The 25,137-nt window shown below is 71.0% G+C and carries 31 protein-coding genes; 19 read left to right on the forward strand and 12 right to left on the reverse strand.

The features are described from left to right. The first annotated feature begins 58 nt into the window (after positions 1-58). The 4 genes from ACIP64_RS34415 to ACIP64_RS34430 all read left to right on the forward strand — a co-directional run bounded on the left by ACIP64_RS34415 (position 59) and on the right by ACIP64_RS34430 (position 3,134). On the forward strand, positions 59-691 hold the full coding sequence (locus tag ACIP64_RS34415; RefSeq protein WP_401594721.1) for an RNA polymerase sigma factor: 633 nt from the start codon (positions 59-61) through the stop codon (positions 689-691). Then, a complete protein-coding gene (locus tag ACIP64_RS34420) occupies positions 688-1,323 on the forward strand; it encodes a hypothetical protein (RefSeq protein ID WP_401594724.1) in 636 nt (211 codons plus the stop codon). Before ACIP64_RS34415 ends, ACIP64_RS34420 begins: the two co-directional genes overlap by 4 nt. Before the next feature lie 149 nt (positions 1,324-1,472). Then, positions 1,473-2,717, forward strand: a complete 1,245-nt coding sequence (locus ACIP64_RS34425) for an alpha/beta hydrolase family protein (protein ID WP_401594727.1) — start codon at positions 1,473-1,475, stop codon at positions 2,715-2,717. Positions 2,718-2,780: 63 nt separating this feature from the next. Next, positions 2,781-3,134, forward strand: a complete 354-nt coding sequence (locus tag ACIP64_RS34430) for a DoxX family protein (protein ID WP_401594730.1) — start codon at positions 2,781-2,783, stop codon at positions 3,132-3,134. Between the two features lie 40 nt (positions 3,135-3,174). Here ACIP64_RS34430 and ACIP64_RS34435 read toward each other — a convergent pair whose 3' ends face one another. Then, positions 3,175-3,762 carry a TetR/AcrR family transcriptional regulator gene (locus tag ACIP64_RS34435; RefSeq protein WP_401594733.1) on the reverse strand — a complete coding sequence of 196 codons (588 nt, stop codon included), beginning with the start codon at positions 3,760-3,762 and terminating at the stop codon, positions 3,175-3,177. 323 nt (positions 3,763-4,085) lie between these two features. Here ACIP64_RS34435 and ACIP64_RS34440 point away from each other — a divergent pair, with 323 nt between their 5' ends. The 4 genes from ACIP64_RS34440 to ACIP64_RS34455 all read left to right on the forward strand — a co-directional run bounded on the left by ACIP64_RS34440 (position 4,086) and on the right by ACIP64_RS34455 (position 7,590). After that, on the forward strand, positions 4,086-4,700 hold the full coding sequence (locus ACIP64_RS34440; RefSeq protein WP_401594735.1) for an ester cyclase: 615 nt from the start codon (positions 4,086-4,088) through the stop codon (positions 4,698-4,700). A 110-nt stretch (positions 4,701-4,810) separates the two neighbouring features. Beyond that, positions 4,811-5,578, forward strand: coding sequence for an SDR family NAD(P)-dependent oxidoreductase (locus ACIP64_RS34445; RefSeq protein ID WP_401594738.1), 768 nt, complete (start codon positions 4,811-4,813; stop codon positions 5,576-5,578). Between the two features lie 132 nt (positions 5,579-5,710). After that, positions 5,711-6,553: an enoyl-CoA hydratase/isomerase family protein gene (locus ACIP64_RS34450; protein ID WP_401594740.1), complete on the forward strand. Its 843-nt coding sequence runs from the start codon at positions 5,711-5,713 to the stop codon at positions 6,551-6,553. Positions 6,554-6,621: 68 nt separating this feature from the next. Further along, the gene (locus ACIP64_RS34455) at positions 6,622-7,590 is read left to right on the forward strand and encodes an MIP/aquaporin family protein (protein ID WP_401594743.1); all 969 of its coding nucleotides are present in this window, start codon (positions 6,622-6,624) and stop codon (positions 7,588-7,590) included. A 117-nt stretch (positions 7,591-7,707) separates the two neighbouring features. Here ACIP64_RS34455 and ACIP64_RS34460 read toward each other — a convergent pair whose 3' ends face one another. After that, positions 7,708-8,460 carry an SDR family NAD(P)-dependent oxidoreductase gene (locus tag ACIP64_RS34460; RefSeq protein ID WP_401594940.1) on the reverse strand — a complete coding sequence of 251 codons (753 nt, stop codon included), beginning with the start codon at positions 8,458-8,460 and terminating at the stop codon, positions 7,708-7,710. 442 nt (positions 8,461-8,902) lie between these two features. Between ACIP64_RS34460 and ACIP64_RS34465 the strand changes: the two genes are divergently transcribed. Next, complete coding sequence (locus ACIP64_RS34465) at positions 8,903-9,661, forward strand: hypothetical protein (protein ID WP_401594746.1); 759 nt, start codon at positions 8,903-8,905, stop codon at positions 9,659-9,661. Positions 9,662-9,851: 190 nt separating this feature from the next. After that, on the forward strand, positions 9,852-10,466 hold the full coding sequence (locus ACIP64_RS34470; RefSeq protein WP_360912593.1) for a PadR family transcriptional regulator: 615 nt from the start codon (positions 9,852-9,854) through the stop codon (positions 10,464-10,466). Between the two features lie 72 nt (positions 10,467-10,538). Here the strand turns inward: ACIP64_RS34470 and ACIP64_RS34475 are convergent, their stop codons facing one another. The 3 genes from ACIP64_RS34475 to ACIP64_RS34485 all read right to left on the reverse strand — a co-directional run bounded on the left by ACIP64_RS34475 (position 10,539) and on the right by ACIP64_RS34485 (position 13,535). Beyond that, entirely contained in the window at positions 10,539-11,582 is a 1,044-nt protein-coding gene (locus ACIP64_RS34475; RefSeq protein WP_401594748.1) for an alpha/beta fold hydrolase, read from the reverse strand. A 230-nt stretch (positions 11,583-11,812) separates the two neighbouring features. Beyond that, a complete protein-coding gene (locus ACIP64_RS34480) occupies positions 11,813-12,847 on the reverse strand; it encodes a nitronate monooxygenase (protein WP_401594751.1) in 1,035 nt (344 codons plus the stop codon). Between the two features lie 70 nt (positions 12,848-12,917). Further along, the gene (locus ACIP64_RS34485; protein WP_401594754.1) at positions 12,918-13,535 is read right to left on the reverse strand and encodes a TetR family transcriptional regulator; all 618 of its coding nucleotides are present in this window, start codon (positions 13,533-13,535) and stop codon (positions 12,918-12,920) included. Between the two features lie 142 nt (positions 13,536-13,677). On the opposite strand from ACIP64_RS34485, the gene ACIP64_RS34490 reads away from it, so the two are divergent. The 4 genes from ACIP64_RS34490 to ACIP64_RS34505 all read left to right on the forward strand — a co-directional run bounded on the left by ACIP64_RS34490 (position 13,678) and on the right by ACIP64_RS34505 (position 16,642). Further along, complete coding sequence (locus ACIP64_RS34490; protein WP_401594757.1) at positions 13,678-14,058, forward strand: SgcJ/EcaC family oxidoreductase; 381 nt, start codon at positions 13,678-13,680, stop codon at positions 14,056-14,058. A 55-nt stretch (positions 14,059-14,113) separates the two neighbouring features. Continuing rightward, the gene (locus tag ACIP64_RS34495) at positions 14,114-14,416 is read left to right on the forward strand and encodes a muconolactone Delta-isomerase family protein (RefSeq protein ID WP_401594760.1); all 303 of its coding nucleotides are present in this window, start codon (positions 14,114-14,116) and stop codon (positions 14,414-14,416) included. Between the two features lie 134 nt (positions 14,417-14,550). Continuing rightward, positions 14,551-15,816, forward strand: coding sequence for a YbfB/YjiJ family MFS transporter (locus ACIP64_RS34500; RefSeq protein ID WP_401594762.1), 1,266 nt, complete (start codon positions 14,551-14,553; stop codon positions 15,814-15,816). A gap of 112 nt (positions 15,817-15,928) precedes the next feature. Then, on the forward strand, positions 15,929-16,642 hold the full coding sequence (locus ACIP64_RS34505; RefSeq protein ID WP_401594765.1) for an SDR family NAD(P)-dependent oxidoreductase: 714 nt from the start codon (positions 15,929-15,931) through the stop codon (positions 16,640-16,642). Positions 16,643-16,764: 122 nt separating this feature from the next. Here the strand turns inward: ACIP64_RS34505 and ACIP64_RS34510 are convergent, their stop codons facing one another. From ACIP64_RS34510 to ACIP64_RS34520, 3 genes are all read right to left on the reverse strand, one after another. Next, positions 16,765-17,463 (reverse strand): SDR family oxidoreductase, encoded by a 699-nt coding sequence (locus ACIP64_RS34510; protein WP_401594768.1) that lies wholly within the window; start codon positions 17,461-17,463, stop codon positions 16,765-16,767. A 267-nt stretch (positions 17,464-17,730) separates the two neighbouring features. Further along, positions 17,731-18,339, reverse strand: coding sequence for an NAD(P)H:quinone oxidoreductase (wrbA, locus tag ACIP64_RS34515; protein WP_401594771.1), 609 nt, complete (start codon positions 18,337-18,339; stop codon positions 17,731-17,733). A 240-nt stretch (positions 18,340-18,579) separates the two neighbouring features. Beyond that, a complete protein-coding gene (locus ACIP64_RS34520; protein ID WP_401594773.1) occupies positions 18,580-19,056 on the reverse strand; it encodes a winged helix-turn-helix transcriptional regulator in 477 nt (158 codons plus the stop codon). A gap of 192 nt (positions 19,057-19,248) precedes the next feature. Here ACIP64_RS34520 and ACIP64_RS34525 point away from each other — a divergent pair, with 192 nt between their 5' ends. The 4 genes from ACIP64_RS34525 (at position 19,249) to ACIP64_RS34540 (ending at position 22,167) form a co-directional block, all read left to right on the forward strand. Further along, positions 19,249-19,536, forward strand: coding sequence for a hypothetical protein (locus ACIP64_RS34525; RefSeq protein WP_401594776.1), 288 nt, complete (start codon positions 19,249-19,251; stop codon positions 19,534-19,536). 100 nt (positions 19,537-19,636) lie between these two features. Beyond that, positions 19,637-20,116, forward strand: a complete 480-nt coding sequence (locus ACIP64_RS34530; RefSeq protein ID WP_401594779.1) for a MerR family transcriptional regulator — start codon at positions 19,637-19,639, stop codon at positions 20,114-20,116. A 112-nt stretch (positions 20,117-20,228) separates the two neighbouring features. After that, a complete protein-coding gene (locus ACIP64_RS34535; RefSeq protein WP_401594782.1) occupies positions 20,229-21,686 on the forward strand; it encodes an MFS transporter in 1,458 nt (485 codons plus the stop codon). A 118-nt stretch (positions 21,687-21,804) separates the two neighbouring features. Further along, on the forward strand, positions 21,805-22,167 hold the full coding sequence (locus tag ACIP64_RS34540; RefSeq protein ID WP_401594785.1) for a hypothetical protein: 363 nt from the start codon (positions 21,805-21,807) through the stop codon (positions 22,165-22,167). A 93-nt stretch (positions 22,168-22,260) separates the two neighbouring features. Here ACIP64_RS34540 and ACIP64_RS34545 read toward each other — a convergent pair whose 3' ends face one another. Beyond that, positions 22,261-22,521 carry a hypothetical protein gene (locus ACIP64_RS34545; RefSeq protein ID WP_401594788.1) on the reverse strand — a complete coding sequence of 87 codons (261 nt, stop codon included), beginning with the start codon at positions 22,519-22,521 and terminating at the stop codon, positions 22,261-22,263. Between the two features lie 189 nt (positions 22,522-22,710). Here ACIP64_RS34545 and ACIP64_RS34550 point away from each other — a divergent pair, with 189 nt between their 5' ends. Further along, positions 22,711-23,004 (forward strand): hypothetical protein, encoded by a 294-nt coding sequence (locus ACIP64_RS34550; RefSeq protein ID WP_401594791.1) that lies wholly within the window; start codon positions 22,711-22,713, stop codon positions 23,002-23,004. Positions 23,005-23,235: 231 nt separating this feature from the next. Here ACIP64_RS34550 and ACIP64_RS34555 read toward each other — a convergent pair whose 3' ends face one another. The 3 genes from ACIP64_RS34555 to ACIP64_RS34565 all read right to left on the reverse strand — a co-directional run bounded on the left by ACIP64_RS34555 (position 23,236) and on the right by ACIP64_RS34565 (position 25,115). After that, entirely contained in the window at positions 23,236-23,742 is a 507-nt protein-coding gene (locus ACIP64_RS34555; protein WP_401594794.1) for a barstar family protein, read from the reverse strand. Positions 23,743-24,064: 322 nt separating this feature from the next. After that, on the reverse strand, positions 24,065-24,475 hold the full coding sequence (locus tag ACIP64_RS34560) for a DUF6924 domain-containing protein (protein WP_401594797.1): 411 nt from the start codon (positions 24,473-24,475) through the stop codon (positions 24,065-24,067). A gap of 160 nt (positions 24,476-24,635) precedes the next feature. Then, entirely contained in the window at positions 24,636-25,115 is a 480-nt protein-coding gene (locus ACIP64_RS34565) for a cupin domain-containing protein (RefSeq protein ID WP_401594800.1), read from the reverse strand. Positions 25,116-25,137 lie beyond the last annotated feature (22 nt).

Below are 25,137 nucleotides of genomic sequence, written 5' to 3' on the forward strand. Positions count from 1 at the left end.
GACCCGCGTGTGAGCCACATCATGGGAAGGGGTGCTGTCCGGCGAGGCAGAGATGGGTATGGACGACGATTTCCGGGCTCGGATACGGGCGGGTGACGAGGGCGCTTTCGGCGTGCTGTTCCGTGAGCACGCCACCTCGGTCTACAACTACTGCTTCCGTCTGACGGGCGACTGGGCGGCGGCGGACGACTGCACGTCGCTGGTGTTCCTCGAGGCATGGCGATCCCGGGCGAAAGTGGACCGGCAGGGCGGCACCCTGCTGCCCTGGCTGCTGGGTGTCGCGACCCGCGTGGTCCACCGGCACCGACGGGTGGCCTGGAGGAATCAGCGGCTGATGAGGCGGCTGCCCGCGATCCAGCTGGTGCCGGATCTCGCCGACGAGGTGGTGGGCCGGCTGGACGACCAGGACCGGATCGCGGCGGCCATGGACGTCGTCAACCGCCTGCCACGGGCCGACAGGGACGTCCTGGCCCTGTGCGTGTGGGGCGGGCTGGACTACGAGGGCGCGGCCGAGGCCCTGGGCGTGCCGGTCGGTACCGTCGGCTCCCGGCTGTCGCGGGCCCGGCGGCGCCTGGAGAAACTCACGGAGAAGAGCACCGGCCCGGCCAGGGCGACCGGAGCCGGCGACCGGCAGCCGGCGCCGGGCGACCGAGCGGACGTGGTCCTGCTGAACGGGAGGAAGAAGCGATGAACAGGGACCTGGACCACGACGACCTGCAGGCACTGCGCCGGATGCTTCCGGCCCCGGCCGAACGGGACTTCCCGCCGGGCCGCCGACGCCAGCACGAGGAACACCTGACGGCCAGTTGGCTGCGGCTGTCCCGCGGCCCGGGCACGCGGCGCCGCCTCCTCGTCCGCATCGCGACGCCCCTCGCGGTGGCCACGGCAGCGGTCGGGGCGTTCACCGCCTTTCAGCTGTCCACGACGGTTTCGGCCGACCGCACGCCCCGCGTCACGGCGTCCCGCGACGCCTCCCCCCGACCGGCCGACAGCCCGCTCACCAACATCAGCACCGCTGCCTACACCCTGGACCGCGAGCAGGGCGACGCCGTCAGGATCACCGTCCGCGCCAGTGCCGCGCAGACGGCCGACGCCGCCCAACTGCAGAAGGACCTGGCAACAATGGGCCTTCGGACCTGGGTCACCCGCGGGCGCACGCAGACCTCCTCGCCGATCACCTACACCCTCGCCATGCGGGACAAGAACGGCGACTTCGTCGCCGTCCTCTCCCGCACGGTCCTCAGCCGGAACGGGGAGACGGTCGTGTTCTCCCGCGAGGCCGAAGACACGGACGCCCTGACCGTCACGCTCGGTGGCGCCTGACGCCACTGCCGTACCCGGGCTGACCTGCGGCCTTTCGCATCTGCGAAAGGCCGCCACCGGCACTAGGCTGGAGTGGATACGCCATCCCCGCGCCGGGTGGTGGGTCCCGTCGATCCGGGCTCGGCGAAGCTGCCACCCCGGGAGCCGTCGTGCGCCATCTGCTCTTCGCCCAGGACGAGAACTTCTGGTTCGAAACGCTCCGTTCGCTCGGGCACATCGCCTACGGCGGTGCCGACTTCGGAGAAGTGGAGGCCACGGCCGAGCGGATCCGCCCCGGGGACTACGACAGTTGGTTCGACGAGTGGTACGCCACCGCGCAACGCATCCGTGCGCTCGCTGACGAAGCCCGTGCACAGGGACATGTGAACACCGCCCAAGACAGCTACCTGCGCGCCTCCAACTACTACCGCACGGCGGAGTTCTTCCTCCACGGAAATCCTGCGGACCCCCGGATCCTGATGACCTACGACAAGGCCGTCGACGCGTTCCACGACTTCGCCGCACTGAGCGGCACCTCCGTCGCACGCGTGGACATCCCCTTTGAGGGCGCCACCCTCCACGGCTACTTCTATCCCAGCCCGCTTCCGGGCGAGCAGCCGGTCGTGGTCATGCACAACGGCTTCGACGGGACCGCGGAGGAGATGCACTTCTTCGGCGCGGTCGCCGCCCAGGAACGCGGGTACCACGTACTGACCTTCGACGGGCCGGGCCAGCCCGGCGCGCGCCAGCACCAGGGGCTCCTCTTCCGCCCCGACTGGGAGAACGTCGTCGGCCCCGTCCTCGACCACCTCTCCGAGTTGCCGGACGTGGACACCGGCCGGGTGGCCCTGCTCGGCGTCAGCCTCGGTGGCGAACTCTGCCTCCGCGCCGCCGCGTTCGAGCCGCGCATCAAGGCCGTCATGGCCGTGGACGGGGTCTACGACTTCAGTCAGCTGATGCTCCGCTTCATCGAGGGAGACCCGGAGAAGGTGCGGGCGGCACTGCGGGCACCGGAGGCTCCGGAGATAGACGAGCAACTCGCCGCGGCCGCCGAATCGAGCCCCACCGCGCGATGGGCCATCACCCACGGCATGTACGTCATGGGCGGCGACACACCTCGCCAGTACGCCGCACGCACCCTGGACTTCAACGTGCGCGACGGCGTGGCGGAGCGGATCGACTGCCCCGTGCTGATCTGCGAGGCCGAGGACGACCTCTTCTTCAAGGGACAACCCGAGGAAGTCTTCGGCCATCTCACGGCACCCGACAAGACGCTGCTGCGACTCACCGACGCGGAAGGCGCCGGAGCGCACTGCCATGTGGGCGGGCAGCGGTACGCCTTCGGCAAGATCCTCGACTGGCTCGCCGACCGGATCCCTGTGGCGGAGCCCGCCGCGTCCGCCGTCCCGGCCTGAGGACCCGGCGCGCGCGGAGAGCTGCGCCGGGCAGGCGGACCGAGCACGGCCCCTGACGGCGCCGTGATCCTCAGCGCCCTGCTCGCCCTCGTCTCCCTGGCCGCCGGTGTGCCCGAGGCGCAACTCAAGGGCGCGGTGCCGGACCGTCTCATCGAGAAGGGGCTCGGCTCCGGCCCGGTCCGCTTCATCGGCATCGCGGAGGCGGCCGCGGCCGTCGGACTGGTCGTCGGTATCTGGTGGCAGCCACTGGGCATCGCCGCCGCGACGGGCATGGCCGTGCTGTTCATCGGCGCCGTCGCCTTCCCCGCGGAGAAGGGCGAGTACGGCGACGGCGCGACCCGCAATGCCGCGACGGTCCCCGTCCTGCTGCTGCTCGTGGCCGCGGCCACCGTCGTCACGCCGGCCGCGTCCCTGTAAGGGCGACCCTCTTCGCCGGCGTCGCGTCCCCGGCATGTGCTTACGGGAGCAGGCCTCGCAGGACGAGGTGTGAGAGGGCGTCGGCCATGGCGGTCCTGTCCTGCTCGGCCGCGGGTGCCGCGGCCTGGTCCAGCCGTTCGGCGATCGGGTCCTGTGCCAGGGCCAGCGCGGGAGCGGTGATGGCGAAGTACAGGACGTGCGTCGGCACGCGCGGAATGCGGCCGGCCGCCATGAGGCTGTGGACGGTCGGTTCGATGCTGTCCCAGAACGGCTTGATGAATCGCTGGTGGAGGTAGTCGAGGCGGTCGGAGTCGCGGGTCGACTCGTCGCTGATCAGCCGGTTCATGCCTGAGGCGTCGGCGGCCACGCGGTAGAGCGCGACGACGACGTTCCGCAGGCGCTCGTCGTCGTCGCGGCCCTCCGCGAGCAGCCGGTCGAGCGCGGGCTGAGTGTCCCGCAGTCCGAAGTCCACCACGGCGCGCCAGAAGTTCCCCTTCGATCCGTAGCGTTCATGGACGAAGTTGTGGCTGACGTCGAGCCGCCGGGCCAGCTCGCGCATGGTGGTCGCGGCGTAGCCGAGCTCGGCGAAGGTGGCCAGGCCCCGCCGGAGGATCTCGCTCTCGTCCATGCGGACCGGAGCGAACCTCCCGCGCGCCGTCTCCTTCGTGTCCCGCGCCGGTGTTCCTTCCGTCACTGCGGCATCTCTCCGTTCGTGCCCCGTGGCCTCGTCCAGGTCGTGCCTGTCGAGCGCCGGTTCCCCTTGGTCCGTCCTCGAAGGCGCGATGCCATCATTCTCCGCCGCAGGTCACGCGACCGTTCGGTACCCAGGCCGTTCGTGCCGTCCGCAGCCGGATCTGGTGCTTGACGGCTGTCAAGCCACGACGCATGATTGACGCGTCAAGTACATCGGTGCCGTCAGGCGCCGACTCCTCCGTCTTTCAGGAGTGCCCCGTGTTCCTCAGCAAGAGCCGTGAGGCCGCGTCCACCCCCGGTGCCCGCTCCCTGGCCGCACGGCGCAGGAAGGTGATCGGTGCCGCGGCCGGCGTCGCCGCCGTCGCCCTGACCGCCGTGGCCGTACCCGCCGTCGCGCAGGGCCAGGGGCCGGACGCCGCCTCGGCCGGCCACGCGCGCCACCACTACCTGTCGCCGCTGCAGGTCACCTCGGCCTACTACGCCAGCTACAACGGCGACCTGGCCGCCGGCTTCAACCGCTACATCTCCAAGGACCTGGTGCTCCACGGCTTCAACGGCCCGGAGAACCGGGAGGACTGGCTCAACGGCGACCTCAACATCAAGGCCGGGCTGACCGGCTTCAAGATGACCGTCCTGGACCAGATCGTCGAGGGCGACAAGGTCGTCACCCGATGGAGCTTCGCGGGGCGCCACACCGGGACGGTCTTCGGCATCCCCGCCTCCGGCCGCGAGGTCCAGCTCAGCGGCATCTCCATCGACCGCGTGATTCACGGCCAGTCCGTGGAGCACTGGTCGGAGGGCAACTTCGGCGTTTTCCTGGACACGCTCCGCGGTGAGACGCCTCCCGGCACCGTTCACCCCAGCACCAAGTAGCCCGGCGACGAGCCCGTCCCGGGCGTGCCGTGCCCACGGTGGGCGCCCGGGACGGGCCGCGGTCGGGGCGCGGGGGCATTCGCACCATTGATTCGGCAGGAGAACGTTCCATGGCATCTCTTCTTGACGGCAAGGTCGTGCTGATCACCGGCACCGGCGTGGGTATGGGCCGCGTCGCGGCACAGGTGTTCGCCAGAGAAGGCGCGAAGGTCGTCGGATGCGACATCCGGGCCGACGCCAACGAGGAGACCGTCGGCCTCGTCCGCCGCGCGGGCGGTGAGATGACGGGCATCGCACCGATCGACCTCACCGACCCCGGTCAGGTGGGGCACCTGGTCGAGGACGCGGCGGCGGCCTACGGCGGACTCGACGTCGTCTACAACAACGCCGCCTCCCTGCGCTTCGGGTCCATGCCGGACTTCCCGGTCGAGGACTGGCGGGCGACCATCACCGGCGAACTCGACATCCCCTTCTTCGTCTCGAAGTTCGCCTGGCCCCACCTGGTGCGCCGCGGCGGCGGCGTCATCATCAACGTCGCGTCGATGGCGGGCATGATCGCCGGTCACAACCCCCCGATGGTCGGGCACACCGCCGCCAACGCCGGAGTCATCGGCATGACCCGGCAGATGGCCCTCGAAGGCGCCGCTCACGGGATTCGCGCGGTCGCGATCAGCCCCGGCCCCGTCCTGACCCCTGCCAGTGACCGCGACCTCGGCGACAACCAGGCGATGCGGGACGCGATCACCGGCAAGACACTGCTCAAGCGGTTCGCCCAGCCCGAGGAAGTGGTCGAGCTCGCGGCCTTCCTCGCCTCCGACCGGGCCTCGTACATCACCGGCGCCAACTACGCCGTCGACGGTGGCGCCAGCGCCTGGTGACCCGGGACGGCCCTGCTCCCACCCCCGTCTCCCCGGGGTGGGAGCAGGGCCCGTGACCCGGGGGACCGGGGTCGTCCCTCCGCTGGACGCGACCGGGTTGCCGCTCCCTCACCGGACATTAGTGTCGGGCCCATGGACTCACCGACGAGGTTCACGCTGACCGAGCACACGCCCACGTACTGGCGCGTGACCTTCGACAACCCGCCGGTCAACCTCGTGGACGCGACGATGACGGGCGAGCTGGACGCCGTCTTCACGCGTGCCGAGGCGGCCGGAGTCGCGGTCGTCGTCTTCGACAGCGCGGACCCCGAGTTCTGGATCGCCCACTACGACCTCTCCGCCAAGGACGAGTTGGCGTACGTACTGGCCCACCCGCAGGAGGTCCATCCCTTCACGGCCCTCCTCACCCGGCTGAGCAAGCTCCCCATGGCGACCATCGCCTCCGTCAGGGGCATCGCGCGCGGCGCGGGCAGCGAGTTCCTGCTCGCCGCCGACATGAGGTTCGGCAGCCGGGAGAGGGCCGTCATCGGCCAGTTCGAGATCGGGATGAGCGCGATCCCCGGCGGAGGACCCGCCACGCGCCTGCCCGCACTCGTCGGGCGGGGCAGGACCTTCGAGATCCTCCTCGGAGGCCTCGACCTCGACGGAGACCTCGCCGAACGCTACGGCTACCTGAACCGCGCCTTCCCCGACGCCGAACTCGACGGCTTCGTCGACGAACTGGCCTCCCGTATCGCCGCCTTCGACCTGCAGACGATCAAGGACATCAAGCACTTCGTCAATGTCGCGACCCTGCGGCCGGACGGTGAGTTCAAGGACCAGATGGACGCCTTCTGGGCCGCGGTGAACCGTCCGGCCCAGCAGCACGTCGCACAGCACCTGTTCGAGGCCGGCCTCCAGCAGCGCGGCGAGCTGGAACGCGACCTCCCGCACTGGGTCACGCGGTTCCAGTACCGAGCCGGCGCCGACGCCTAGACCTCCGCCGAGCCCGGCGGTCCTCGGCGGGCTGCCGTCCCCGTACGCCTGGTCACGAGGGAGCCCTGATGGCCGTTGAGATCCCGCCCCTCGTGAGCCCCGCGCGGATCCGGCGCCGGGAGGGCCTGCTCGGCGAGTGCCTCGCCGAGTTCCTGGGGATGTTCGTCCTCGTCTCGTTCGGATGCGGCGTGGCCGCCATGGCCGTCGCGGCGCTGCCCGGATCCGGCCGCACCGCGGGACCCACCACGAGCTTCGTCGGCGCGGGCGACTGGGTCATGCCCGTGCTCGGCTGGGGCCTGGCCGTGACCTTCGGTGTCTACGTCGCCGGCGGCGTCAGCGGCGCGCACCTCAATCCGGCGGTCACGCTCGCCTTCGCGGTGCGGCGCCGGTTCTCCTGGGCCAAGGTCGTCCCGTACATGTTCGCGCAGCTCGTCGGCGCCTTCGCAGGAGGCGTCCTGGTGTACGCGGTGTACCACGACGCGATCAGCGCCCTGGAGCAGGCGATGAAGGGGCCGAAGACCGACGGGCACACGCTGGCGAGCTTCTCGATCTTCGGCACGGTTCCCGCGCCGTACTTCCACGGCAGCATGTGGGGCCCGCTCGTGGACCAGATCGTCGGCGCCGCGTTCATGCTCGTCTTCATCATGGCCGTCATCGACCTGCGCAACCCGGCCGTCCGGGTCTACCTGGGGCCGGTCGTCATCGGCCTGGGGGTCGCCGCCATCGGCCTGTCGTTCGGCGCGAACGCGGGCTACGCCATCAACCCCGCCCGCGACCTCGGCCCGCGCCTGTTCGCCTGGGCGATGGGCTGGGGGCAACTCGCCCTGCCCGGCTCGCAGCCCGGCGCCTTCAGCGACTACTTCTGGGTCCCCATCGTCGGCCCGCTCGTCGGCGGCGTCGTCGGGGTCCTGGTCTACGACCTCTTCATCGGCGACGTCCTCTACATCCGCACGCGTATGGCCAAGCCCCCGGAGGTCGGCTGCACGCGCCCGGTGACCACCACGCCGGACAAGAGCGCCCTCACGCCGCGCGGGTGAGGGCGCCGGCCGGCATTCCTCGTCGGGAGCGGATGCGGATTGCCGCCGGCCCGGCCGGTGGTCCCCTCACGGGCGCAGGGCGCGACACGTCCCCCTGGGGGGGGGCGGCACAGCGGATCAGGCGGCCCGGACGATCCCGCCGTCGACGAGCAGCTCTATGCCGGTCACGAAGCTGCTCTGCCCGGAAGCGAGGAACAGCGCGGCGGAGGCCTGCTCCTCGGGGCGCGCGACGCGACCCAGCGGGATCGAGCCGGCCAGCATGTCCTTGAAGTCCTCGTGGCTGACGCCTTCGGGAGCGGCCTCGTCCACACCAGGGGTGTCTGTCGAGCCAGGGGCGAGTGCGTTGACGCGAATACCGCGGCCCTTGAGTTCACTGGCCCAGGTACGGGTGAAGGAGACGATCGCTGCCTTGGCCGCGGCGTAGACGCCCAGTCCGGCGATGGCGGAGCTGGCGGCAATGGAGGACGCGAGAATGACCGACGCGCCGTCGTTGAGCAGAGGCAGGGCCTTCTGCACCGTGAACAGCGTGCCGCGCATGTTGAGTCCGACGACCCGGTCGAAGTGCTCCTCGGTCACCGCCTCCAGGGGCACGAACCCGCCGCCGCCGGCGTTCGCGAACAGGACGTCGATGCGACGGCCGTCGTTGCCGACCGTGGCGAACAGCGTGTCGAGATCGTCAAGGTCGGTGATGTCACCGGCCACGCCGGTGGCCGCCGGTCCAATGGAGGCCACGGCCGCGTCGAGCTCCTCCTTGCTGCGGGCGGTGAGGTAGACGTGGGCGCCTTCCTCCGCGAAGCGTCGTGCGGCGGCAAGGCCAATACCCTTGCTGCCACCTGTGACGACCGCGACCTTGCCGTCGAGTTCACCCATTTCACGTACTCCATCTGCTTCGGCATTCCGGATGACATCGGATTTCATCCGCTCTCAGCGATTACATGTCCTGGCCTGCACGGGGATCAATGACGATTTCGATCACCACCCATACCCTCGCGGTATGAAAGGCAGCCGTCCCTGCGGCGCCTGCGCGGTCCTGGACGGCGCAAGGGACATGGCGCACGGGGCGCGGCCGGGAGAGCCGGCGCTTCCGTCTGTGGTACCGGTTCCGCGGGAGCGGGTTCCCCCGTGGGGAGGAGCGGCAGGGTACCGAGGCGCCGGGTGCGGACCGGTGTCGGCTGACATCTTCTGTCGTGCCGGGTCGTCCGGCACCAGTCACTGGAGGGTCCCCGCCGGCCGCACCGGGCTGTGGGCGCACCGGCCCTCACACGATCGTCGTCCGCGGGACGGCGGACTGGACCGTAGGAAGTGGGGTTCCATGCGCGCGCCTGTCCGTTCGCTCATCGCCGCCGTCGCCGCCTCCCTGATCGTGGGGGCTGTCGCGGCGCCGCACGCCCAGGCTGGCGGCCCGGTCGGCGAACTGCAGACATCCAGTGTCGTCGTGAACTCGGGGAATGCCGTGGCGGTCGACTCCTCCGGCACGGTGTCCGTGCCCGCGTCGATGTTCGTCTCCGACTGGGACGGCCTCGCCAGCGCCGGCGGGACGCTGTACCAGGGCGTCAGCACCGCAGACAATGACCGGAGCGTGCAGTTCACCGGTTGTGAATGGCCGTCCAGTGCCGCCCGCGTGAGTGCCACCTGCTCCATGAAGGGCACCCTCGACGGACTGAAGCACTCGCAGGCAGGCACATGGAACATGTCCGCCGACGCCTACGGCGGCCTCTTCCTCCAGCACCGCTACATCGACACCGCGGCGACCTTCGGCGTGCTGCGGGCCAGCAAGCTGGTCGCGGGTGTCGGGGCCAGGCCGGTCAAGGGCCGGCCGGTCACTCTCTCCGGTCATCTGACCCGGGCCGACTGGGAGACGCACGTGGATGCGGACTACGCCGGCAAGCAGGTGCTCGTGCAGTTCTGCGCATCCACGTGCAGTGCCGGTGCGACCCTGACGACCGACGGCAACGGCCGCTTCCGTACCACCGTCTCCTCGGCGGTGGTCGGCCTCTGGAGGGTCTCCTCCGCGGCCACCGCCGACACCGCCGCGCCCATCCCTGCGTGGACCGCGGCCGTCATCTGGTGAGCGTGTGACCGGATCGGCGGCAGTCGCCCATGCCCTCGCGGCCGCGTCGGGCTTCGAGCAACCGGGCTTACGACCCGGCGTCGGGATCGCTTGAGCGCTGCCGGCGACCCTCCACGGGCCTTGTCAGGCGACAGGTTCCGATATATCGTTGAGGCATCGCGATCGTACGACGATGGAGGGAAGCGTCATCATGCGTTCCTACGGACATGGACACTTCGGCCCCGGCCATCACGGCCGGGGCGAGCACGAGGGGGACGGGCGGCGGGCCGCGTTCGGGCCGTTCGGGCCGCCGTTCGGCGGGCCGGGGCCCTGGGGTCCCGGGCCCTGGCACGGGGGGCGGGGCGGACGGGGCGGGCCTCGGGGGAGGGCGCGGCGCGGGGATGTCCGCGCGTCGATCCTCGCCCTGCTCGCCGACCGGCCCATGCACGGCTACGAGATGATCAGGGAGATCGCCGAGCGCAGCGGCGGCGCGTGGAAGCCGAGCCCCGGCTCGGTGTACCCGACGCTGCAGTTGCTGGAGGACGAGGGCCTGATCAGCAGTGAGTCGGAGGGCGGCAAGAAGCTCTTCACGCTCACCGAGGCCGGCCGCGCCGAGGCGGCGGAAGGGCCGGACGCCCCCTGGGAGGAGGCCGGGCGCGGCATCGACTGGGATGCCATGAACGAGATCCGCAAGGCGGGCGGCGGCCTGGTCGACGCCTTCCGGCAGGTCTGGGCGACCGGTACGCCCGAGCAGCGCGACAAGGCGCTGGCCGTGGTCAACGAGGCCCGGAAGAAGCTGTATCTGATCCTCGCCGACGAGGACTGAGGACTGAGGACCGAGGACTGGCGCAGCGCGACGGCGGCCCGGGACGCGATGTCCCGGGCCGCCGTCGTCCCCTCAGAAGCCGTCGACGTCGACGACCGCCTGCGCGAAGGCCTCCGGTGCCTCCTGCGGCACGTTGTGGCCGATCCCCTTCAGGGTGCGGTGGGCGTACGGCCCGGCGAACTTGCCGCGGTAGGACGCGCCGTCGCCGGCCGGGGTGAAGGGGTCCGTCTCCCCGTCGAGGGTGATCGCGGGCACCGTGATGACGGGGCCGGCGGCGAGCCGCCGCTCGATGAGTTCGTACCGGTTCTCGCCCCGCGCCAGGCCCAGGCGCCAGCGGTAGTTGTGGATCACGATGGCCACGTAGTCGGGGTTGTCGAAGGACGTCGTGGTCCGCTCGAACGTGGCGTCGTCGAAGGCCCACGTCGGGGAGTTGAACTGCCAGATCTGGCGCGCCAGGTCGTGCCGATTCTGCTCCAGGCCGAGCCGGCCGCGCTCGGTGGCGAAGTAGTACTGGTACCACCAGGCCCACTCGGCCTTCGGGGGGAGCGGGGACTTGTTGGCCTCGCGGTTGGTGATCAGGTAACCGGTCACGGAGACCAGCGCCTTGCAGCGGTCGGGTCGCAGCGCCGCGACGATGTCGGCGGTGCGCGAACCCCAGTCGTAGCCGGCCAGGATCGCCTTCTCGATCCGCAGCGCGTCCATGAGGGCGATGATGTCCTGGGCGATGGCGGCCTGTTCGGCGTTGCGGAACGTGCGGCCGGAGAGGAAGCGGGTCGTGCCGTGGCCGCGCAGGTGCGGGACGATCACGCGGTAGCCCTCCGCCGCGAGCAGGGGCGCGACGTCGACGTAGCTGTGGATGTCGTACGGCCAGCCGTGCAGCAGGATCACGGCGGGGCCGTCGGCCGGACCGGCCTCGGCGTATCCGATGTCCAGGACGCCCGCGTGGATCTGCTTCAGCGGCCCGAACGACGTGCGGCCGCCCGGCCCGGTGCGGGTCGCGGCTTCCGGCCGGCCGGGCGTCGCGGCGGAGGCCGCCGCCGCGGGGAGCGCGCCGGTCAGTGAGGCCGCCGCCGCTCCCGTGCCGAGGACCTTGCCGAAAGTGCGCCTGTCGATCATGTGGAACCTTCCTTCACGTCCGCGTGCCGCGGAAGTTCGCGCGCGGTGGCGACGGCGGGATGCCGTGCCTGCGCTGCTGCCCTGCGTGGTCGCAACCCTCGCACGGATAATCGTCACCGGTCAAGATGGTGACGCAATGAGGGCGGCACGGAACTCTCCGGGACGGGATGTCCGGTCAAAGGCGTTCGGTGGAACGGCTGTTGGCGGCCCCGTGCGGGGCCGCCCACCGCTCAGAGTTCCGAGGCGAGCCGCCGCAGGATCTGCCCGGCCGACTCGGCCACGGCTTCGCGGTAGCCGGTGCCCGCCCACAGATTGATCAGCTCGGGGTCGCCCGCGGCGGTCGCGGCCTTGCGCATCGGGCTCGTCAGATGGTGCAGCGCGGGATAGCCCAAGGGGGCGGCTGCGGTGTGCCGTTCGGTGAAACCGTTGCGCAGCGCACGGGCGGGACGGCCGGTGAAGGCCCGCGTCACGACCGTCCCCTCCCATGCGGGGTCGGTGAGCGCAGCCCGGTGCGGGCGCGAGGTGCCCGCCTCGTCGGCCAGCAGCAGGGCGGTGCCGACCATGACCGCCTCCGCTCCGGCGCGCAGCGCCTCGGCCGCGGCCCGCGGGGTCGACACACCGCCCGCGGCGACGAGCGGCAGGGGCGCGGCATCCCGTACCCGGCCGACCAGTTCGGGCAGGGGCACGGACTCCGGTGTGCGCTCGGGGGTGAGGGTGCCGGAGTGGCCCCCGGCCGCCGAGGCCTGCACGGCCAGCGCGTCCACGCCTGCTTCCGCGGCCAGCCGGGCCTCGGCGGGCGAAGTGACCGTCTGGACGACCAGGCTCCCGGCGGCGCGCAGCGCGGCGACCACCGCCGCCTGAGGTATGCCGAACGTGAAGCTCACGACCGGTACGGGATCGGACAGCAGCAGCCGGAGCTTCTCGTTCCACTGGTCGTCGTCCTCGACGACCCCGGTCGCCAGGACGTCGATGCCGTGGGCCCGGGCGTCGGGGGCGACCGCCCGCGCGTAGCGGCGGTATGCCTCCGCGTCGACCGGGACGGGATTCGGCGCGAAGAGGTTCACCCCGAAGCCCACTCCCGCCGAGCGGACCTCGGCGATCTGCCCGGCAAGCGCCTCCGCGGTGCGGTAACCGCCGGGGAGGAAGCCGAGACCGCCGGCCTCGGCCGCCGCGACGACCAGCGCGGGCGTGGTGGGACCGCCCGCCATGGGGGCGGCGAGGACCGGGAGGCCCGCACCCAGGGCGGCCAGGGGGGAGTGGGTCATGGTTGCTTTCCTCCTGCGGGGACGGCGCGGCACGGGGACCGGCGGGGCGGGCCCCGTGCCGCGTCCGTCGTCAGACCGTGGCGGGCTCCTGCGGCGCGTGGGCACCGAGAAGTGCCAGGCAGTTCGCCCAGAGCATGCCGAGCGGGGACGTGTTGTTGTAGAGCTTGGCGAACAGCACCTGGCCCTCGAGCTGCGCGACCACGGAACGGGCGGCCTCGTGGAGGTCGGCGACGTGCACTTCGCCGCGGTCGCGGGCCTCGGTGACGACCGCCTCGACCATCGCGACCTGGGCGTCGAAGATGTCCTGCAGCCGGGCGCGGATGGCCTCGGTCTGGTTGCTCATCTCCAGGGTGAGGTTGCCGAACATGCAGCCCGACACGGTTCCGCAGCTCTGCTGCCCGGCCCGCTGCTCGGCCTCCGTCTCCTCGAAGAGCTGCCGCAGCCGCTCCAGCGGAGGCGCGTCGCCGTTCATGATGCGGGACCAGCCGCCCCGCTGGATCGCCCAGTGCTCGTCGATGACGGCGAGGGCCAGGGCCTCTTTGGACTCGAAGAAGTAGTAGAAACTGCCCTTGGGCACCCCGGCCGTCTTGCAGATTTCGGCCACACCCAGAGCTGAGTAGCCGCGCAGTTCGATGAGCGATTGCGCCGCCGTGAGGATTTTCTCTCTGGCATCACTGGTCCGTCCCATGTTTGCCAGTATACGACCGCTCGACTACGGTCTACTAGACCGGTCGGCTATTTACTTCGGCCGTGTTCCAGGCCGCGCCCGCCGCCCGTCCGTCCGGGAGGGAGCCGGCACCCGTTCCGCCGTCCCCGAGGAGACCCCCACCGTGAGCGCCGACACCGAGACCCACCCGCTGCACGACGTCCTGACCCGTTGGAAGGCCGCCTTCGACACCCACCAGAACGACGCCATGGCAGGCCTGTTCACCTCTGACGCACTCTTCCAGGGGTTCGGTCCCGAGGTGCTCGCCGGCCGTGACGCCGTGCGCGACTACTACGCGGCCGTGCCGGAAGTGCGCCGGGCCCACATCGGAAAGGTGCACGCGTACGGCATCGGCGAGGAGGTGGCCGGCGGATTCGCCGACGTCACGTTCCAGGACCCGGACGGCTGGGCGGCTTCGGTCCACCTCTCGCTGGTCCTGCGGCGCGAGGGCGAGGACTGGCGCATCCGCCAGTACCACGTCTCTCGCGTCGCCACCGACCACTGAAACCCCGTCCCCCCCCCACCCCCCTCATCGGCACTCGTTCACGAGAGGCAGGACCATGCAGGAGTTCCTGGTCGAGCTCACCACCACCGTTCCCGAGGGAACCGACCCGGCCGAGGTCGACCGCCGGCGCGCGGCCGAGGCCGTTCGCGCCGCCGAGCTCGCCGCGACCGGCCACCTGGTCAGACTGTGGCGTCCCGTGGGCGAACTGCGCAGCATCGGGCTGTGGCGCGCGGACGACGAGGCCGACCTCCTCGAGAACGTCCTCGGCACACTGCCGCTCGCGCCCTGGATGACGCGGGTCGTCACCGCCCTGCAGTCGCACCCCAACGACCCGGGCCGGACCGCCGCGGCGGGCTGACCACGCGTCCCGTTCCCCCCACCCCGCGCTCCACGCCGCCGCTGCTCACGCCGGCCACGACCGCCCCCCCCCGTGGCCGGCGCGAGCAGCGGTTTCCGGTATGCCCGGAGCAGGACCACCCGAGGATCCCCGTCATGTACGAGTCCGCCCTCCGTCCGGCCGCGGCACGCGGCGAGCCGTCCCGTTCCCCCTGGGCCCACGTGCTCGCCGTGGCGGCGGCACTGGCCGCCGCCATGGGTGTCGGCCGCTTCGTCTACACCCCGATCCTTCCCCTGATGCAGGCGCAGGCGGGGCTGACCGCCGCAGGCGGCGCACATGCGGCCACCGCGAACTACGTCGGCTACCTGGTGGGCGCCCTCGCGGGCATCTGGCTGCCGCGGCTGCTGCGCTCCTCCACCGTGCTGCGCGGCTGCCTGGCCGTCCTCGTGGCGAGCCTCGCCCTGATGCCGGCGACGGACAGCACCGAAGTGTGGCTCGCGCTGCGCCTGGTGGCGGGCGCCGCCAGCGCGCTGGTCTTCGTCATCGCCGTCAACTCCCTCCACGGCCACCTGCGCGGACACCCGGCCCATCTGCCCGGCTGGGCCTTCGGCGGCGTCGGTGCCGGTATCGCGCTGTCCGGCCTGCTCGTCCTCGCGCTGCGCGGGCTCGGCGACCTCGGTGACTGGCGGGCCGCGTGGTGGGTGTCCGCCGCGCTGGCGGCGGCGCTCTCCGTGCCCGCGTGGACGATGCGGCCCGAACCCGCGCCGGAGCCCTCCGGGCCCGGGACCGCGGCGGCCGCCCCGGCGGGCGGGCGCGGCCGCCGCAGTTTCGCCGCGCTCTTCGCCTCCTACACGCTGGAGGGCATCGGCTACATCATCGCCGGAACCTTCCTGGTGGCGGCCGTCGGCCAGGGCGCGCCCGGCTGGCTCGGCAGCGGTGCCTGGGTGCTGGTGGGCCTGGCGGCCGTACCGTCCTCCGCCCTCTGGGCGGCGCTCGGGCGGCGCTGGTCGCGCCCGGGCCTGCTGCTCGCCGCGCTGATCGTCCAGGCCGTGGGGATCGCGCTGCCCGCACTGGTCGGCGGTGCGGCGGCGGTCCTCGTCTCCGCACTGCTCTTCGGGGCGACCTTCCTCGGGGTGAGCTCGCTGGCGCTGGCGACGGGCACGCAATTGCGGTTCCCCCGCGCTGTGGCGCTGCTCACCGCGGGGTACTCGGTCGGCCAGATCGCCGGCCCGCTGGCCGCCGCGCCCCTGCTGCACCACGGGTACCACCGGGCGCTGATCCTGGCGGCCGTCGTGGTTCTGGCGGCAGCGGTCGCGGCCCTCGTGCTCCGTATCGGCTTCCCGCGTGAGAACGGCACCGAGGGCCTTCGCGGTCCGGGGTCCGGCCCGCGCCGCGAGCCCGCGGCGGCCGAGCGCGGGTAGGAGTGTGGGGCCGAATGGCCCTTTGACGATTGTGGACCGGTCGTCTACCTTGTAGATGACCGGTCGGATAACACCGGTTGAACCCCTTTTCCACCGTTAAGAGAGGGACACCATGAGCAACCAGGGTCAGAAGGTCGCGGTCGTCACCGGCGCCTCGCAGGGCATCGGCGCCGGCATCGTCGCCGGGTACCGCAAGCTCGGATACGCCGTCGTCGCCACCTCGCGGAACATCCCCGAGTCGCACGACCCGGAGATCGCCACCGTCCGGGGCAACATCGCGGTCCGCGACACCGCCGAGCGCGTCATCGCCACCGCCATGGAGCGCTTCGGCCGTGTCGACACCCTGGTCAACAACGCGGGGATCTTCGTCGCCAGGCCGTTCCACGAGTACACCGAGGAGGAGTACGACGCGGTGCTCGGCGTCAACGTGGACGGCTTCTTCCGGATCACCCAGCTCGCCGTCGAGCGCATGCTGGAGCAGGGCGGCGGCCACATCGTGCAGATCACGAGCGCGCTGGCCGACGCCGCCAACTCCAACGTGCCCTCCGTGCTCGCCTCCCTGACCAAGGGCGGCCTGCAGTCCGCCACCAAGTCGCTGGCCATCGAGTACGCCACCCGCGGCGTCCGCAGCAACGCGGTCTCCCTCGGCACCATCAAGACCCCGATGCACGCCGTCGAGCACCACGAGGCCCTGGCCGCCCTCCACCCGGTGGGCCGGATGGGCGAGGTGGACGACATCGTCGACGCGGTGGTCTACCTGGAGAACGCCCCGTTCGTCACCGGCAACATCCTCTACGTCGACGGCGGCCAGAACGCCGGCCACTGAACGAAGGAGAGCTCGCTGTCCGTCACGGGGGTGCGGACAGTCCCTGCCCGCACCCGCACATGCGTGAACTCCACCGGCCCCAGGGGTCGGTGGAGTTCACGCATGTGCGGGTGGGGGCGGCGTCAGCTGCCGGGGACGGCGCCCACGGGGTGCGACAGCATGGCCTTGATCTGCCGGGTGTGATCGTCGGCGAGGACCTCGGGCAGATCCGCGGCCAGGGCGTCCATGGTCAGTTCCGCCACGGTGGCGGCGCTGATCTTCGGTGCGTCCGTCCAGGCGCTGAGGTCGGTGTCCACGTAACCGGAGTGCACGCCGACGACCAGGGTGCCCTGCTCCGCGAGCCCCTTCCGTATGGCGTCCGTCAGCGACCACTGCGCCGCCTTGGAGGCCGCGTAACCGGGGGACGCCGCCTGCCCGATCCAGGAGGCCAGCGACAGCATGTTCACCACCGCTCCTCCGCCGTTGCGGGCCAGGACCGGCGCGAACGCCCGGGAGACCCGCCAGGTGCCGAAGTAGTTGACCTCCATCGCCTCGCGCGGGCCGTCCAGGGGGCCTTCGAGGAGACTCGCGGTCGCTCCGCCGACACCGGCGTTGTTGACCAGGATGCCGACGTCACCGGCGACGGCGGCGGCCGCCGCGACCTGGTCGGGGTCGGTCACGTCCAGGCGCAGCGGGACGACGTCCGGGTCGACGACGCTCTCCGGGTCGCGAACCCCCGCGTAGACCTTCGCGGCGCCGCGGTCGAGCAGCGCCCGGGCGAACGCCCGGCCGATTCCGCGATTGGCGCCGGTCACCAGGGCGACAGAACCTTCGATGTTCATGGGGGCTTCCTTTGCGACGGGCGCCGCCAGGGGGCGGAGCGCGGTATCGGCCGAGAGCGGGGCGAGCGGCGGTTTCGGCGGCCGCCGGCGTGCCGCCCGGCACGGCGGCGGTGGCATCGAGTCCGTCCGGGGCTCGATCGCAGGCGCGAACGCACCTTGTGGTGCCAGGCTAGGCATCTAACTTTAGTTATGCAAGTCAGATGGGCCGGTGCCGCCTGCGAGGCGGCACCGGCCCGTGGGAACCTCTCGGCGCACTCGCGCCGAGGGTCAGGCTGCCTTGACCCGTGCGGCCAGCCGCACGACGCGCTCGGCCTGGATGCGGGCGGCCGTGCGCGTGATGTCGTCGATGGGGTTGCTGCCCTGGCCGTCCACGTGGGAGGTGCCGTAGGGGTTGCCGTCCACGAACTTGCTCGGGTCGGTGAAGCCCGGGGTGACCGTGATCCCGCCGAAGTGGTGGATGGAGTTGTAGAGCGCCAGCAGCGTCGACTCCTGGCCGGCGTGCGCGGTCGCGCTGGAGACGAAGCCGCTGTAGACCTTGTCGGCCAGCTTGCCCTGGCTCCACAGGCCGCCGAGCGTGTCGATGAACTGCTTGAGCTGCGAGGAGACGTTGCCGAAGCGGGTCGGGGTGCCGAAGATCACGGCGTCGGCCCACTCGACGTCCTCGGGGGTGGCGTGCCGGACGCCGGCGGTCGCCGCGTGGTTGGCGGCCCAGGCGGGATTGCTGTCGATCGCGGACTGCGGGGCGAGCTCGGCGGCCTTGACGAGGCGGACCTCGGCGCCGGTCTTCAGGGCGGCGTCGTACAGCTCCCTGGCGATCTCGGTGATGGTGCCGGTGGAGGAGTAGTAGACGATCGCGAGCTTCACGGGGGTGGCCACAGGGGTGCTCCGTTGGTGTGTGCGGGGTTGGGGGGTGGCGACCGTACTAGTCGACCGGTCGCCTATAAAAAGCTAGACGACCGGTCTACAAGTGTCAAAGGTGGTGAGTGAACGCCGGGGGAGAGGAATCGCACAGCACGGAAGTACGGAAGTAAGGAAGCGCAGGCCGGCGCGAGGGTGGACTCGGCCGAACGCCATGCCGTGGCGGCGGGCAGCCCCCCGCCGCCGGAGGGCGGGGGATCAGGCGCGGGCGCTCTTGTCGCCCAGCAGGGTCACATCGGTGCCGGGGACCTCGTGGCCGTTCTCGTCGAGGAAGCCGACGTGGACGGGGCGGCTGGTGGAACGCGTCCGCCGCTTCGCGGACGGGCCCGAGGGGCGCGGACGGTGGCGGTCGCCCCACTGCTGGAGTGCGGCCAGCACCACCTGCAACTCCTCTCCGGCCTCCGTGAGGTGGTAGCTCTGCCGCGGCCTGCTTCCGGGCTCCTGGTACGTGCGCGTGCACAGCACACCGGCGTCGACGAGCAGCTTGAGCCGGGTGCTGAGCAGATTGGGTGCCACGCCGAGCGAGGACTGGATCTCGGCAAACCGGTGCCGCCCGCCGAAGATGTCGCGCAGCACCAGCAGTGACCAGCGCTCGCCGAGGATCTGCAGGCTTCGCTCGATGGAGCAGCTCGGGTCGTCCTCCGTGGGACCGGAGACCTGCCTTCCGGACGGCACTGCGCACCTCCTGCGTGATGTGCGCCCGCGCGCGGGGTCGCGGCACGGCGCGATTGTCAGTGTACGCCTGACTTTCCTCCCGCTATCCAGCGGTCCGCTCACGTCGGCCCGGTGAACGCGGCCGATGGGAAGTGCCCCGGGCCTGCGGGCACTTCGACCCGAACGCAGATCCGAATCCGCCCAACACGGCCGATGTTCCCCGCCGCCGGTCTCGCGGCCCGGTTCGCGACGTCCGAGGATCCCCGGCGGCGTCTCCTCGCCCTGCGCGATCCCGCGCTGACCGCGGAAGCCCTGGAGGCGTTCACCCGGGACCCGGAATGGGAGTGCCGCCGGCGCGCCGCCCGCGACCCCCGCATGCCCCTGGCGCGGATCCGTGAGCTGCCGGCCGACTTCGACACGGCCCACCACGCCGCGGGGAACCCCGCACTGCCGGTCGAGGACATGCACCGGTTTCTCGACGCCGCGGGAGTGGCCGCGTAGCGCGGCGGTGGCCGGACCGGTGGGGGCGCGGCCCGCGCCGGTACGGCCGGCGACGGTCGGCGCTTGACTTGGAGCGCTCCAAGTTCCTGATACTCGATGTATGAACGAAGCACGGGCGGTCCGGGGCGAGCACGCCGCGCAGCCGGCGGCGGAGACGGTCCTGAGTGTCCAGGACGTCTCCCGGATCACCGGGCTGAGCGGCTGGACGCTGCGGTACTACGAGAAGATCGGCCTGATCGACCCGGTGACGCGCGACCGTTCCAGCGGTCACCGTGCCTACAGCCGTGCCGACCTGACCCGCATCGAGTCACTGGCGCACCTGCGGGCCGCGGGCCTGGGGATCGAGGAGATGCGCGCGCTGATGGCGGCGCGCGGGCACTCGCCCGAGACGGTCGCCATGAAGATCGACATGCTGGCTGGGCACGGCGAGGCGCTCGCGGCGGAGATGCGGCGCCTCGCGGCCCGCAAGCGCTACATCGACAACCGGGTCGCGTACTGGCGCGCCGTGCAGGCCGGCGACGACGCCGAGGCGCAGCGACTGGAGTCCGAGGGCGAACTCCTTGGCGGCCGGTTGGGCTGACCACCCGGAATCCTGACGGACGAACCTCGCGACGACGCGGGGCGCCCGACCGCTCCCTTTACTTCCCGCTTCCGAGTGACGCCGTCGGAAGCCCCCTAGCGAGGACTGTGTCATGACCATGTCTAAAATCAGGGCTGCTGGCCCCTGGGCGGTGTTCGCCTTGGTGGCGACGGCCCAGTTCATGGTGGTGCTGGACACCGCGATCATCAACGTCGCCCTGCCCGTGATCAAACGAGAACTGGACTTCGGCGACAGCACCATCCAGTGGGTGGTCACGGCTTACGTCCTCGCGTTCGGCGGCTTCCTGCTGCTGGGCGGCCGGGCCGCCGACCTGTTCGGCCGCCGCCGCACCCTGATCGCCGGCATGGCGGCCTTCACCGCGGTCTCGTTCCTGATCGGGATCAACTCTTCGGTGCCGCTGCTCATCGTGCTGCGCGGCCTGCAGGGCCTGGCCGCCGCCGTCATGTCCCCCGCGGCCCTGTCCACCGTCCTGGTGCTCTTCCCGGACGGGCACCAGCGCGCCCGCGCCCTGGGCCACTGGTCCATGGTCGCCACCGGCGGAGCCGCGGTCGGACTGCTCCTGGGCGGCGTACTGACCCAATACGCCGGATGGCGCTGGAACTTCTTCATCAACGTCCCCGTCGGCCTCGCCGTCCTGGCACTCGTGCCCCGCCTCGTCCCCGACCACCGGCCCGCGCGCAGCGGGCGCCGCGGCCTGCCGGACGCACCCGGCGCCGTGCTGGCCACCGCCGGCCTGATGGCGGGGGTCCTCGCCTTCAGCCAGGCGCCCGCGTGGGGCTGGACCGACGGGCGCACCCTGACCGGGTTCGCCGCCTGCGTGGTCCTGCTCGCCGCCTTCGTCATCAATGAGGGGCGCTCCCGCGAACCGCTGGTGGACCTCGGCATCTTCAAGATCCGCAACGTCCGCGGCGCCAACGGCATGATGGCCGCGGTCTTCGCCGGCAACCTCGGCATGTTCTTCCTGCTCACCCTCTACCTGCAGGACGTCGAGCACTACAGCGCGGTCCGCACCGGTCTGGCCTTCCTGCCCTTCCCCGTCGTCCTGGGCCTGACCTCCACCCGCATGGCCGGCCTGGTCCGCCGCTTCGGCTTCCGGCGGTTCCTGATCCTCGGCCCGGCCCTGGTCGTCGCCGGGATGCTGTGGGTCAGCCACCTTCCCGTGCACGGCGGTTACCTCGTGCACGTACTGCCGGGGCTGCTGGTCATGCCGCTCGGCTACGGCATGAGCTTCGCCCCGATGTACGCCGCCGCCACCGCCGGAGTCCCGGCCCGCTGGGCAGGCGTCACCTCAGGGCTCATCGCCACCTCCCAGCAAGCGGGAGGCGCACTCGGCCTGGCTGTCATCTCCGGCGCCGCCGCGACCGTGACCGCCTCCCTCACGCACGACGCCCTGCCCCAGGCACTGACCTCCGGCTACAACGCGGCCATGACCGTCGCGGCCGCCATCACCGCCGTCGCCGCCCTGCTCGCGGTCCTCGTGATCCGCGCGCCGCGCCGGGAGGATCAGCCTCCGGCCGTCGTGGAGGCCCGCGTCGAGATGCAGCCGTGACGGATGCGCGGGCTCAGCGGCTTGGGGGCCCTTCACTGCCTGCCGAGCAGGCCCGTTGACCGGGTGTGGACACGGTGGGACCATCCGGCACGACTGGACATCGCGCTGGGGGTGGGGCATGGCCGGGCAGGTGGTCGAGGACATCGAGAGGTACTGCCGTCGCTGCGAACAGCGGGTGCCGCCGGTGGTGCGCAAGAAGGCCGGCAAATCCGCCGGAAGCCTGGCGGTGAAGCAGGCCGGAGCGGTGGTCGTGGCGATCGTGATCCTGTTCCACCAGGTCCGCGTCCTTCGGTCACTCCTGGAAGTCCCCGACCTGAGCGTCCTCGTCATCTGGCCGCTGTTCGTCAAACCCACATGGCTCGGCCTGGTGGGCGCGCTGGCCGTCCTCGCGGTTTCGACGATCGTCTGGATTGAGGCGCCCGCGCGGGCGCAGCGGGCGGCGACATGCCCCATCTGCCTGCTCCCGTTCGACGCGGAGTAGCGGGCCGTCCCGCCCTCTGCCCGCACGTTCACCGGGAAGGTGCTTGGGCCGTGTTGGGTGACCGTGGCGGGCTCTTCTCCGCTTCGTCCTCGGTCAGCAGTGGTCGATCCTTGGCGCGGGCTTGTGCAGGGCCGCTTCCATCTCCCGCTCGCGAATAGCTCCGTTGAGTCTCCGACGTGCGTGAACATCCGTAAGAGCGCGCTCCGCGAGTTCGGGTAGCCGTTCCGCGCGGGCAAGCAAATCCATGTGCCGCAGATGGGTCGAGTAGTACTTGGCGTGGGCGCTTACCAGCGCGATGGCCGTGTCCTGATCTCGCCGCTGTTCCGCAGCCTGGGCCTGCTCGAACCACGCCACAGCTCAAGTATCGCGCAGGGTTGTCCTGCCCTCCCCGCATCGCGGATGCCGGCGCACCCTCCACGACGGCCCTTACCGCGATGGCCCTGGTGGGCTGGGGCCACGCATAGGGCTTCGACGCAGTCTCGGTCCGGTCTCAGTACGGGGTCCGCAGCGGTGAATGCGACATTCCCGGTGAACGCTGCGCATGTGAGTGACGCGTGGAGACGCTACGGCAAGTGGTTCGGAGACGCGGTTGTCGCTGTGATCCTGGTGGTTTGTGAAGCCGCGACCATGCTCGGGGCGGGCCTTGTGCTGATGCTGATCGAGTTCGGGGGAGCGCACGCGGAGTGGCTCGGACCGACAAGCTACGGGCTGGTCACCGCGAGTGCCGGAATCATTGCGGCGGCGGCCTGGAGCGAGCGCATGTGGGTCACGGCGGTGACGCAGTTCCTCGTCGCGGGCTTTTTGATTGTCCAGTTGATCCGCTTCGGTCTTGAATGACTGCGGGGCGCACCGCTGCATCACGGACTACGTTCCGTTCCAACCGGATATCGCTGGATGCCGTATCGAGGTGAGAGGCCAAGCAGTCTCACGGCCGGCTGGCGACGCCAAGTACCCGGTAAGGCTCAGAACTCGTCCGCGACTATTGACAATTACTCGTGAAGTAGTAGCGGCGACCCATGAGAACAGCCTTCTATCGCGTGACGTCGAGGATCTGCCCGCCTCGCAGCTCTACGGGCAACCGGTGGACGGAGGGGCCCCGGGCCAGTCTTCACCGGCAAGCGTGGCGGTCAGGCGTCGACCGGACAGAGAAGTGACAACATCCATGCCTGTCCTGACTGCCTCGGTGAAGCAGGCCGGCGGCGTCCGCCGCAGCGCGAATACGAAGTGAAGGGCGAACCGCGGCGTTGTCACGTCCGCCATCCCGTCAGCGTCGAGTCGGAGATTCGCCTGCCATGCCGCCTGGCACAGCACCGACACGAACAGGCCGAGAAAGTCGGCGTCCAGCAGGCCATCGGCGTCATCGATGACGACGGCGACGTCCAGTTCACCGTGGCCCGGGCCGTGCCAGTCCTGCAGGCAGTCTGCGAGCGCGTCCCAGTTGTGGCCGAAGTAGTCGGCGAACGAGAGCTCACGAGCGAACACCCGGAACAGCGCCATCGGATGTATCAGTTCGCGGCCGTCGATCCTGAAGACGAGGCCTCCGCGTTCCACGAGCTCGGAGAGCTCATTGGTCAACCACGAGTCATTCCCGTAGGCAAAGACCACCCACGGCGGTCTCGGCGAGCTCAGGGACGTGGCCTCCACAGCTGTGATCCTCCCATGCCCTTGTTCCCCTGGGACAACTCGGCAACGTGGACGGTCTGACCGGGCTCCGGTTGCCCGGCCAGTGGGACGGCCGTGCTGCCGCGCGCGGTCGGAACTGGACATGTACTTCCGGAAGGCAGAGCACCGGGCAGTGGCTGGAGCTGCAGGACCGGGCTCCGGCCCGCGGGAGCCCCGAATGACGACCGTCCCGCGCCCGCGGGCTTGCCCGGGCGGTTGCCGAACGGCGCCGCTGTCAGCAGCCGCGGAAGGTGCCGGTGTCGTCCGTGGAGTCGGCGAAGTCGGCGAAGTCCATGTTGGCGATGCTCAGGTTGGCGGAGATTTCGAAGTACCACTCGGCCGGTACGCGAAAACTCCGGCCGGGCTCGTCGTAGAGGTCGACGGCGAGAAGAGGGTGCGCCGGATCGGTCATGGTGCGGGCATCCGCGAGGAACACGTACGTGATCTTCTCGTCCTCGTCGGCTGCGGCATCTTCGTCGACCAGGGCTTGCACGCTCACGCCCGCGTAACGTGGGTCGTCGACGTAGGTTGCGGCTGTTTCGTCCGCGGCATCGATCGTTCTTCGCAGGGCGTACCAGGCGGAGTCGTCGCTGAAGTCGGTGCGCAGCACCAGAGATGCCAGATCGGCGGGGTAGGGCAGCGGCATGCGCACATGGTCGCACTTGCGATCAGTCGGGATCGTGGCCGAAGAGTGAACTGCCTGTCCCGACCGATCGTGGTGCCTTGTGGGCCCGTTGGTCACGGGAGCCGAGAGTGCGCAGCCCTGAAGGGACAGGGCGCGAGAGCCCGGCGGTCCTCGCGCGGGGTCAGTCGTCCAGCAAGTCCGTGTCGTACTGGTCGTGCTTGATCCGGAAGGCCTTCAGTTCCGCGCGGCTGCGCTGCGCGTACTCCGCGACCTTCTCGAAGTACTCCTCCCGGGGAGCGCCCGGGGTGAAGAGCAGCAGCAGCGACACCGGGTCGGCGCTGTCGTTCCGGAAGGCGTGGAGTCCGCCCACCGGTACGTGGAGGAAGTCGCCCTGGCCCGCGGTGAGCCAGCGGTCGCCGTTGTAGAGGCGGACCTCGCCGGACAGGACGTAGAAGGACTCGGAGATCGTGCGGTGGAAGTGTTCGGCGGCGCCCATGCTCCTCGGGGGCATGTCGATCTTGTAGAGGCCGAACTCTCCGCCGGTGTCCTTCTGCGTGGCCACGTAGCTGACGACCCCGGTGTCGGGCGCCGGGGACGCGGGGCGGAACGCCGCGCTGACCTGGCCTTTCGCGCCGAAGTAGCGGGGGTCTGGGTAGGACATGGCGACTTCCCTGGGGGTAGGC

Source organism: Streptomyces sp. NPDC088733 (genome assembly GCF_044751185.1).
In the GTDB taxonomy this organism is placed as follows: Bacteria; Actinomycetota; Actinomycetes; order Streptomycetales; family Streptomycetaceae; genus Actinacidiphila.